Below are 11,731 nucleotides of genomic sequence, written 5' to 3' on the forward strand. Positions count from 1 at the left end.
AATGTAAATTTTGTCTAGTATGTAACGTATTGGCGGCTTTTTAATGATTTTTTCCCACGTTACAATCAGCTGAGAATAATTTAGTGTTTAAATCTGTGTTTTAAACAGTTACGTGAAATCGTAACTCCACAAGTAAATAGGGATAAAAAATGTTAAGTCAGGAACGTCGTTTAATTCATGCAGACAGTCCTCTTGGTGCAGATGCATTTATAGTTACTCATCTATCCGGTAGCGAGCGAATTTCTGATCTTTTCCAATTTTCTTTATCAATTCTTTCTGATAATCACGAAATTCAGCAAAGTGATCTTGTAGGGAAGGCTATCACGCTAAAAATTACCTACGAAGGTGCCTCCGGTGATCGATACGTTCACGGATATGTAAACACGTTTAGTCAGTCGGATGTTGACCCTTCTGGTATGCGTGCATATAGCTTGACCATGGTGCCGGGACTTTGGTTTACCTCGCTAGCGTCCAATAATAGAGTCTTTCACGAAAAAGACTCTATTAAAATTATTGAAGAGGTTTTGCAGAGTTACTCTGGGTTTGTCAAGTTAACAAAAAAATTAACCAGTACCTATTTGACGAAAGAATATTGCGTGCAGTATGAGGAAACCGATTTTGCCTTTATTTCGCGTTTACTGGCAGAAGAAGGCATTGCTTATTACTTTAAGCACTCCAGTGGTGCTCATGAGCTGGTTCTAGTGGATGACGTTAGTGGTTTTTACGATTGTGAAACTAAAAAGGTAAGTTACAGTGGTGGTGGCTCTGATCCAGAGCAAAATAGTATCGTTACGTGGCGCAGAAACACTGAATATCATATTGGTGGCGTTGATTTTACTGACTACAACGAATACACAACCACATCCATTAACAAGGTTTCAGAAAAAACGTCTTCAAAACTTAATGATGTCAGTAAGTTTGTTATGAAGCATCATGGCTTATACAAATTTCAGAAGTCGAAAGACACCGAACATAAGTTGGACGATGCGTACAACAAAAATTTAGTAAAAAACTTGTTAGAAGCAAATCAGCAAGTCTTTGACACGGCTAACGGAACCAGTGATTGTGCGGTTTTTTCAACGGGCGGTAAATTTCCTTTTGAGCATACCTTGTCTTCTGAGAACGGTAAGTATTTGTTAGTCGCGATCACGTTATCAATTTCTGATTCCAACAAAGCTGACTCTACCTACACAAATGAGTTTATTTGTGTTCCAGAAAAAGTCATGCCTCGGCCAATGGCTCCTGCGTATAAATCTAAGGTTTATCATATTCAGACGGCAACTGTACTTGAGGTGCGTGCTACTACTGCTGATTCCTCTAAAGATGAGTACACGCAGGTCAAAGTCAAATTCCCTTGGAATTCTGAGCAAAACTCCTGTTGGGTAAGGGTGGCCCAGGCTTATGCCGGGAAAAATTGGGGCGCAAATTTTGTTCCTAGGATTGGTCAAGAGGTCATTATTAGTTATCTGAATGGAGATATCGACAGGCCTATTGTTACTGGCGCGCTATACAACGGTACCAATCTGGGGCCGAATTACACAGCAACACAGAGCGGCTGGAAGTCTCAATATGAAGGTAGTGCTTTCAATGAGCTCCGCTTTGACGATAAGCCAGGCGAAGAAGAGGTTTATTTCGAGGCAGGTAAAGATCACACGGTTTGGGTTCATAACGATGAGAAATCCAAAGTAGATCATGATCAAGAACTAACTGTTAAAAACAACCGTACAATCATTGTGACGGAAGGTAACGAGGCGACATCCATTAACAAGGGCAATCAGTCATACGCCGTCAAATCAGGTAACTACACTCTCACGGTGGACAAGGGCACTCAAACGACCACGGTTAAAGGTGCCATTAAAATTGAATCGAAAACATCCATCGAGTTGAAAGTAGGTGGTAGTACCATTAAGTTGACCCCAGCGGGTATCGAAATTAAGGGTACAACCTTGAAAGCCGAAGGCAGTGCAACGGCTACCGTGAAAGGTGGTGGTACTCTAACGTTGAAAGGCGGAGTCACCTTAATTAACTAATGCTTAAAACACCTGTTTGTTGGGTTTGACAAGATAAAGTTTAGAAAAGAGTGTTATATGTCTGAATGGGTTCGTATTAACGAAATTGTAGCTGCTCCGTTATTGAGTCAGTTTGAAGTGAGTGAAGATGCCGAGTCCCTGCTGTCACCAAGCGCTACCACGCGTGCGAATGTTGAAGCTCTAGCTGATGCGGGATTCTACTTTGATGCTATTAAATTACTGGCGCACGCCTTGCCTAAGCGGGAGGCTGTTTGGTGGGCGTGTCTTGCTTCGCGGCAGGCGCAGACACCAGATACCGACCAACACAATATTGATGCTCTTGTTGCCGCCGAGGCGTGGGCTCATAAACCAACGGAAGAAAATAGGCAGCGTTGTAAAGCTCTAGGCCAGCTTACTAAATCGAAAACACCGGCTAGCTGGGCTGCAACTGCTGCAAGTTGGTGTGCCGGTAGTATTGCAAACCCTGGTGAGCCAGAGGTTGCTCCACCTGCATATTTGTATGCTCATGCGGTTGCTGGTTCTGTTACCTTAGCTGCGTCGTTTATTAATCCTGATAATCCAAATGAGCATATGAAGTATTCCTTGCTTCAAGGGGCAAATCTTGCATCTGGAGGTAATGGTATTATCAACTAGACGATACCCTCTTCTTTTGAACGTCTTAATTAGGATAGGAGAGTTTTATATGGGTAAAACTTACGTATAAAACTCTTCTGTTCCTTGTCCGAATTTTTACCGGTTGATTCTGCTAATTACTGGTTGATCCTACTAGATGGAAACATTGTAACCTCGCTAACCACCTTTGTTATGCATTAGTTGTTACTAAATTTAAGTATAAAGTTCAAGTTATCACTTCCCATAAATATTAATTGTTATAACTTTTCTGTAATTAGTCGCTCATGTTAGTATTACTGACAGTTTCCCGAGATTATTCGAGTCTTTCGGCCACAATTAACCTGTAGTTTTTAGCAAAACTAGATTGTTAATTACTCGTGTAAAGATGAAATTTAAATGTAATTTTAATATTTTTTATTAATTTCATTTTTGTGGTTTAAGGTCACTTTTTAAAAGGGACACTGTGTAAATCTTTACGTGCTTCATCATGTTTATAGGACTTGATCACGTAAAAACAATGAATTTACGGCTAGGTAATATAGGATGTTGAAAAAGCCCGAGCAAGGTGCCAGTGCTGATAATACGGCGGCAAATGACAAGACAGTCATCGTACCTAATCAAAACTCTAAATCTGATTCAATCCCGGACGATAAAACTGTTTTTGTTGCACAAGAATCGGTAAATGCTCAATCTCGCAGTTCATCTTCTTCAACTCCTGACGATCGGACCGTTATAGTTGAATCTTCTGCGTCTTCGGATAAAACCCACATTTCATCAAAGCCCTACGAGAGAAAACCAATAGGTGGGGCTACCAGTCCTCAGCAGGTTGGAGCGTCACAGTCACGGGTTATTAGAAATCGTTTTCAGCTAGACTCTCTCCTCGGCTCTGGCGGTATGGGTTCAGTATGGCTCGCGCTTGATCAGCGAAAAATAGAGGCCAAGGATCCATATCCTTATGTGGCTGTTAAGTTACTAAACGAGGATTTTAAATCACATAAAGAGGCGTTCGTCTCTTTGCAGCGCGAGACTCAAAAGTCTCAGACTCTAGCGCATCCTAATATTGTTACTGTTTATGATTTTGACCGTGATGGAGACAACACGGTCTTCATGACGATGGAATATCTCAAAGGGCATCCGCTCGATAAAATCCTAAAAGATGCGTCTGGACATGGCTTAGATCAAGATCAGGCGATGAGTATTATTCGTGATATATCCAGTGCTCTGATCTACGCGCATTCACATGGCATTATCCACTCGGACTTTAAACCGGGGAATATTTTTGTCACCGAGTCCGGAACTGCAAAGGTTCTCGACTTTGGTATCGCAAGGGTTGCAGCCGAAAGTTCTGAAAGTAGCTCCAGTAAAAAGCAAGATACTTTTGACGCTGGTATTTTTTCTGCGCTGACTCCCGCGTACGCAAGCTTTGAGATGTTTGAGCGTCGCGACCCTGATCCAAGTGATGATGTTTATGCGCTAGCCTGCGTGGCTTATGAAATGCTAAGTGGGCGTCATCCCTACGACAGAAAACCAGCCAACAGTAAAGATTTACCTGAACTTCAGAGAATTCAATTTCTTACCCGATGGCAATGGCAGGCTCTAGAAAAAGCCTTAAAAATACGGCGCGAGGAACGCACACCATCTGTTGAAGAGTTTGTGCATCAGTTCTTTAAGAAGAGAACTAATCCACTTATATATGTTGTTGCAGCTGTGCTGGCACTTGCTATTGGCGGCGGTGTTTATTTTCAAGTGCAAAAGCGAGAAGCCGAACTTTTAGCGGTCGCAGAGCAAGAGGCTGCCGCTCGAGAGGAAGCAGCTAAACAAGAACAGCGCTTCGATAATATTAAATCGCAGTTGGAGAGACATTTCTCAGATGTTGAGCTGGATCGAAATATTTTGAGGGAAGATTGGAAGCAAGAAACTGAGGCTTATCTGGAAGCTTATAAAAATTTTCCTGAATCTAGCGAACAACTTATTAGTGATTACCGTTATTCTGCATCAAATAAATTTTTAGAGCTGGCTCGAGAAAAGTTGTCAGTTCCCGATATGTCTACTGCAGACTTGGAGGTAGTCGCTGAAGATATTTCTGTAGCAGATGCCTATATCTCTGAAGCTCGGTATTGGACAATTACAAACCCTCATATTGATGAAGTTGTCGGTGAGAAAGCACTCGCGCAATTATCTTTAGATACACAAATCCAAGCACTTGCGGATGCGGAGCAGGCTCGTTTAATTGCTCAACAAAGACGTGAACAAGCAGCTTTGCAAGCGTCTCAAAAGCAAAAATATCAGCGTGAATTGCAAGCCGCAGAAAGCAATGTCAAAAGTCATTTTCAGTGCAGTCAAGATTTAGATGTCGCCGGTGTGCCTGGTGACGCGGTATTAAATTTCCGGTCACGCTATCCTAAAGAATCTGCGGCTTTAGAGTCTGGTCTCGCAAAAGAAATGGCTAACTGTGTTACACAAGTAGCAAAAAGAAATCCGGTTAAAGCGAATCGTATTTTGCAGTCTTCTTTAGCATTGTTTTCTGGTAGTGCAGCTGCATTTGCTGATGTCAGCATTGACTATTGCGGGCATATCCGAACCGGTTCTGGTCGATTGTGCCGTGATCCTATTGTTGATGGTAAAAGGCCTCCGGTTATGGTGGTGGTGCCTTCTGCTGAGAATATCGATATCAAACTAGCCATTTCACGCTCTGAAATCAGCAACAGCGATGTGATTTTCTATTGTAAATCGACTGGCAAGTGCTCTGTGCCTTCTGATGAGTTACCTGCCACGAATTTGACAGCTGTGCAAATGGAGGGTTATGCGAAATGGCTTTCGGAGTTAACAGGTAATACCTACCGTCTGCCAACTCTCAGTGAATGGTCAGCAGCGGCTAATGGTAGAAGCCGTCGAGAAGATCCCAACCGTAATTGTTTCCTTAGATTTAACGGCATAACCAAAGGCGATTCTTTGGTGACTGCTGACTCTGGTTTAGAGAATGATTATGGCTTGATTAATTACTCTGGTAACGCTCAAGAATTGGTCAAAAATGGCTCAGGTTATTCCGCAGTTGGCGGCAGTATCGAAGATCCGATGTCGCGCTGCACTGTAGAAACAGTTCATGGTCATGATGGTTCAGCAGATGCCATTACTGGTTTTCGCGTTGTTAGAAACGTAAATTAATAGATTTTTGAAAAGGACTTTTCATGAAACCGATGAAATCTTTTATTCATCTTTCGTGTGCTTTTATTACAACTGTATCAGGCTCGGTGTTAGCGCAGCCTGATTTCGGCCCTAATTTTGGTACCACCAGTGACGGTCGACTTCATATTATTAACGACCGTGATTTAGAAGAAGAATATCGAAATAGGGCACTAGAAACTGCCGGACCTAAGAACGACACTAATATTGCGAGTGTGCGCGAGCGCGATGAAGAGTTGCGTATTAATGTAAAACAAATTCAGTTTGATCGAATCCCATCTTTTCCAGAACTCGGTATTACCGAAGAAGAAATTCTATCTAAGGTGGAGGAATGGCGATCTGAGTTGATGCGTGAAGAGCAGCAAGGCGATCATGGATTTACGGCCGATGAATTAAATAGCCTGGGTAATTATTTAGCGTCTGTAGAAGCCCTATCTCGTCCCGGAAATCTGCGTGGAGAGAATTTAGATGGCTTGATTGAATTGCTTAGGGAGCAGCGTTCTAAGCGTGGAATTAGCTTAACAGGCTTAAATGAAATTGCTCGTAGATTACAAAACTATTATCAATCTCACGGCTTATTTTTAGCGCAGGTATATTTACCTGCTCAAGATGTCAATAACGGTGTGGTAAAGCTTGCGATTTTAGAAGGTGTACAGGGTGATATTGTTACTGAAGGAGCGAAAAAATATTCTACTGCTCTTTTAGAAAAACCGTTTGAGAAAAATAACGGTCAAAAAGTCGATGAAAAATTTATCGAAGAAGGAATTTATTTATTAAATGACCTTCCAGGTTTGCGTGTAGCAGGCTCTTTTTCAAGCGGTAAAAATGTTGGTGAAACCACGTTAAATATTGATGTTCTTGACGAAAAAAGCGCGAGCTATGCGGTACGAGTCGATAACCATGGCTCGACTTTTACGGGCGAGAATAGACTCTTTGGTTTTGCAGATTGGAACAACCCTTTTGGTTTAGGCGATCATATTAGTCTTGGTGTGCAAAAATCATTTGAGCCGGATGAATCAGAGTTATTGCAATTTGCCTATGACCTCCCAGTCTGGGGAGTAAGAACACGGGCTCGCTTTGGACTTGATTACACTGACTTTAGCGTTGTGAGTGATGACGAAGGGCTTAACAATCTTGGTCTTTCAGGTAAAAACACGATTATTTCTACCGGTTTAGATCACAAATTTATCCGTAGCCGTACTACAAATTTACTGGGTTCTGTATCCATCACCAGTAAAGAGACAGAGTTTACTGCAAATACCAGTGTACCACTGGCCAATGATCACGCTATTGGTTTAACCCTTGGGTTGGTTGGTGATCGGCTTTCTTCAAAAATCCGTGCGTTAAATGCTTTTAATGTTAATTTGTCGTACGGAAATCTGATTAGTGACGTAGAAGAGGGAGAACCTAATGACTATTATAAGTTTGAGGGGACCACGACTAACTTCTTCTTCTTACCAATTCCTTTTTCTCAAGGAAATACTCGTCTTTTAGTTAAAAGTAATTGGCAATACTCCGACCGGCCGTTGCCATCATTTGATCAACAAACTCTTGGTGGTGCCCAAGGGGTTAGGGGCTACACTGTTCGAGATTTTACCGCTGATACTGCTTTCTATCTTGGATCCGAATGGTATTTAAACTTACCCAAAGCCATTAATTTTAAGTTTCCTGCCGGTGGTCGGTTAGGCGACTATCTGCAAACGGCTTTATTCTACGATTATGCATATGGTCTACAGGAGCTGCCAGAAAGTGCTCGTGAAGAAGATACAGAAAGTAGCGTAACGTTAACCTCGGCTGGCCTTTTATTTAAATTTAATTATCTCAATCAATTTAGTTCGCAATTAAGTATTGCTAAGCCCGTTGGGCAGTCAGAAAAGATAAACGATACTTTAGAAAACCCAGATGATATTCAGATTTTTGCCGACTTTACTTATTTCTTTAAATAATTAAGACGCAATTTTTGTTTGCTCAGTGAATTTAAATTACTGAGCGAGCTTTGAAATCATTGGATCGATTCAAAAAGTCTCTCGATATTCAGTAGCGGCATTGAGTCATTAAATAGTTAATTAAGTAAGTATTTTTAGCATAGTAAAAACTGCCTTTATATCAAGTTTATTACTGTGAAAAATTCAAATTTAGAGATTTGAAATAATGGAACAAATGGATTCGTTAATAAAAGATTCTGTAAATAAAAAACGCATTTTAAATAATACTAAAGGCTCGTTAACTTTTAAGTTGGCTAACGGAGTTTGGCGTAAGCGTTTTCCTTCTCGTTTGGCGGCTGGGATTTTTCTTGCGAATTCAATTGTTCCTATCGCAATGGCGGGCCCTACTGGTGGTACCGTTGTTGGTGGTCAAGGTAATATTAATTACGGTGGAAATACTACCCAGATTAATCAGAATACGAATAATCTAGTCATTGATTGGACCAGTTTCGATGTAAACACCAACGAAAGCGTAATCTTCAATCAACCTACCTCCCAATCTATTGCAGTAAATAACGTACTTAACAATCAGGCCAGTACTATTTCTGGTTCCATTCAAGCAAATGGCTATGTAGTTTTAGTCAATTCATCGGGTGTTATTTTTACGGAATCATCGACCGTTGATGTCGGTGGGTTAGTTGTCAGTGGTTTAGCAATAAATACCGACGCTTTTCTTAATGGTGAGTTTGATTTTAAAGCGGTTGAAAATGGTGATGGATTTGTTGTTACCAGCGGGGTAATTAATGCTGCTAGTGGCATCGTATTGCTTGGTGAATCTGTAGAAAATACCGGTACTTTAATCAGTGCCGGTGTTGTGAATCTAACGGCTGCAGATGAAGTTCTTCTTACTTTTGACGAAGGCGGCGTTATCGGTTTAAAGGTTAAAGAAGAGCTTTTAACCAACGATTTAGGCGTAGATGCGGCCGTTCTTAACACCGGTAAAATTGAAGCGGGCTCTGTTGTTTTAGATGGGCGAGTGAGTGCTGATCTTTTTGCAAGAGCGGTAAATAACGAAGGAATTATTAAAGCCGGTGGTATCGATACCAGTGGCGGAAAAATTCGTTTAACCGGTATTGGTAGCGACGTCATTAATACCGGAACACTAGACGCTTCTTCGGTAGTTCATGAAGGCGGTTCGATTCATGTCGAAGGTGACCGCGCAATTGTCGATGGCATTGTTGATGTTAGCTCGGTAGAGGCATCTGGTGGCCAAGTTCGAATTCTTGGTGATGCTGTTGGTCTTGTTGGGAATGCGAATATTGATGCCAGCGGTGCAACTGGCGGCGGAGAAGTATTAATCGGTGGGGATTACCAAGGTGCTAATCCTGATATTAGAAACGCAGAAGTTACCTACATTGGTAGCGATACCGAAATCAATGCAAGCGCTATCGAAAACGGTGATGGTGGCCGTGTAATTGTCTGGGCCGACGATACCACAAGATTTTATGGCGATATTAAAACCGAAGGTGGTAATGAAGTTGGCGACGGTGGCTTTGTAGAAACTTCGGGTAAACGTTATGTAGATCTGAGAGGGCAGGTTTCCGCACGAGCTGAAAATGGTACAGCAGGTCAATGGTTAATTGATCCGACTAATATCGAAATTGTTGCGTTTGACGATGTCAGTGATGGTAGAGATCCAGTTCCATCTACCGATGATGGTATGGGGAGCGTAGATTTTACTCCCGGCGTTACGGACACGAATTCTATTATTGTTGCTTCTAATATCACCGATGCCTTAAATGGTGGATCCTCCGTCGAGATAACTACGAATAGTAATGGGCCAGATGACGGTGATATTACGGTTTCTACTGATCTATTCGTAGATCCCACAAATGATGTGACCCTTACCTTAACTGCTGATAACAACATTAATGTTAATGCAAGTATAGGAATAGAGCCTCCTCTTGATCCTCTCAATCCTCCTGTTGGGAACGCGGGATCCGTCAGTGTCACGTTAACCGCAGTCAATAACGTCAATATTGGAAGCGACTCTACTGTTGTGACTGTCAGAACTCGGGGAGGTAATGTTACTGTTGATGCTGGCTCTGATGACGGCATGGGTGTGTTCTCTGGAGGAGGTGTAACTCTATTTTCGGGGTCTGAAATTAACACCGGTGGTGGAGATGGTTTAGACGCAGGTTCTGTAAGTATACGCACAGGCGGTGCTATTGATATATCTGGGAATATTGATACCTCTGGCTCTGACGGCATAGATAGTGAAAATGCTAGCGAGATCCCGGGTGGCGCAGGCCAAAATGCAGGTGATGTTTCGTTCATCTCATTTGAAAATGGGGTTAATGTATCAGGTGATATTACTGCCGACGGTGGTAATGGCGGTAGGGGAGCTGATGGGTTCGATGGTAACCCTGGCGCTGAACGTGGAGCGAGCGCAGGAGGGGCAGGCGGATCAGGTGGTAGTGTCTCTTTAACTGGTGAAGAGGTAGTTATTGCATCTACGTCAGAGATTAACTCTATTGGTGGGGGTGGTGGCACTGGCGGCGAAGCTTTTGATAGATCTAATGACACTGATGTAGGAGGAGATGGAGGTGTTGGTGGTCAATCGGGTGATTTGACAGTTACTGCTTCTTCTAATTTCTCTTATAGCGGGGTTGTTCTACTTGTTGGGGGTGACGGGGGGAATGGAGGTAATGGAACTTCCGGTCGGAATGCTTCAGGTGGATCTGCAGGGAATGGAGGTGACAGTGGAACGTTCAACATTTCAAATGCTCAAGATGTGATTATATCCGGTGCTATTGATTTAGTTTCGGGCTCGGCAGGCGATCCAGGTGCAAACGGTAATGGATCAGGCTTTGGTACAGCAGGCGCTCTTGGTGAAGTCGGTGCTGTTGGAATATCTGCAGACGGTGTTATTACCTTTAATGGTACTTCGGCTGTAAATACTGGCGGTGGCGCCCTCACAATCACTTCTAATTCCAGTTTTACAAGCAGTGGGTCGATTGCAACAGAAAGTGGTAATGTCAATATTACCGCAGTTGGTGCTATTGATATTCAGGGTAATATTAATTCCAGTGCTCTTGAAGAGAATGTTAATGGCGGTGATGTCAGCGTCACATCTAGCTCCTCTTCAATAACCTTAGGTACTGAGTTGGTACCTCTTGATATTACCTCCTCCGCCTTTGGCGGCTCTGGTAGCGGGGGTTCTATTACCTTTAATTCTCGCAACAGTATTGTTGTACGTAATTCAAGAATTACCTCACGCTCCGATGCCGTTAGTGCAACGGAAGGTAACAATGACATTAATTTTAATGTTGCCGGAGATCTCGTTTCTTCAGACCTAGACATTGACTCTACGGTTACCCTAGACGCCGATATCATTAATGCCAGTGTGGGTCGTGGTGATGACCTTTTGTCAGTGATGGATGACACCGCGTCTGTTGTTGCCTTTGGTGCAACGCTGAATGAGAGAACAGGTGATTTAATATCTATTGAAACTAGCTCTTTGGATGATTTGGTAACAGTAGACGTAACTGACGCGGGAGACTTATTTAGTTTCTCAGGTGCAAGTGCCTCCATTAACTTAGGTGCTGGCGATGATACTTTAAATGTTTCTAGTAATAATCTAAATATCAGTGCGACTGGAGAGGTTTCTTTAGCGTCTACGGGCTCTGGAACTGTAACCCTTCTGGGTGTAGAGGCCTTTGACAATATCGGAACCCTTTTGGGCAGCGATACCGATGAGAGTTTTGTGTTAACGGGCACAACGGTTACGGTAGATACCGTTCTAGATACTAGCTTTACCAACGTTTCTGTTGTAGATGCTGGCAATGGCACCGATACCGTTGATATCAATATCGATAATGCTTCTTTGGGCGTTTCTGGTTTTACAACCGATTCTGGCGTTCTTGTTACCAACGCAGAAACCATCAACAACACCGGCACATTAACGGGCAGCAGTGGGCT

The 11,731-nt window shown here is 42.6% G+C and carries 5 protein-coding genes; all 5 read left to right on the forward strand.

Going from position 1 to position 11,731, the window contains the following annotated elements:
- Positions 1-149: 149 nt before the first annotated feature.
- Positions 150-2,030 (forward strand): type VI secretion system Vgr family protein, encoded by a 1,881-nt coding sequence (locus tag ACYQ2C_RS17290; protein WP_460052047.1) that lies wholly within the window; start codon positions 150-152, stop codon positions 2,028-2,030.
- A gap of 57 nt (positions 2,031-2,087) precedes the next feature.
- A complete protein-coding gene (locus ACYQ2C_RS17295) occupies positions 2,088-2,663 on the forward strand; it encodes a DUF6931 family protein (protein ID WP_460104394.1) in 576 nt (191 codons plus the stop codon).
- Positions 2,664-3,185: 522 nt separating this feature from the next.
- The gene (locus tag ACYQ2C_RS17300) at positions 3,186-5,807 is read left to right on the forward strand and encodes a protein kinase domain-containing protein (protein WP_460104396.1); all 2,622 of its coding nucleotides are present in this window, start codon (positions 3,186-3,188) and stop codon (positions 5,805-5,807) included.
- 23 nt (positions 5,808-5,830) lie between these two features.
- Positions 5,831-7,771, forward strand: a complete 1,941-nt coding sequence (locus tag ACYQ2C_RS17305; RefSeq protein WP_460104399.1) for a ShlB/FhaC/HecB family hemolysin secretion/activation protein — start codon at positions 5,831-5,833, stop codon at positions 7,769-7,771.
- Positions 7,772-7,976: 205 nt separating this feature from the next.
- The coding region (locus ACYQ2C_RS17310) for a beta strand repeat-containing protein (RefSeq protein WP_460104400.1) at positions 7,977-11,731 on the forward strand (3,755 nt) is incomplete at its 3' end.

Source organism: Sessilibacter sp. MAH3, assembly GCF_054658275.1.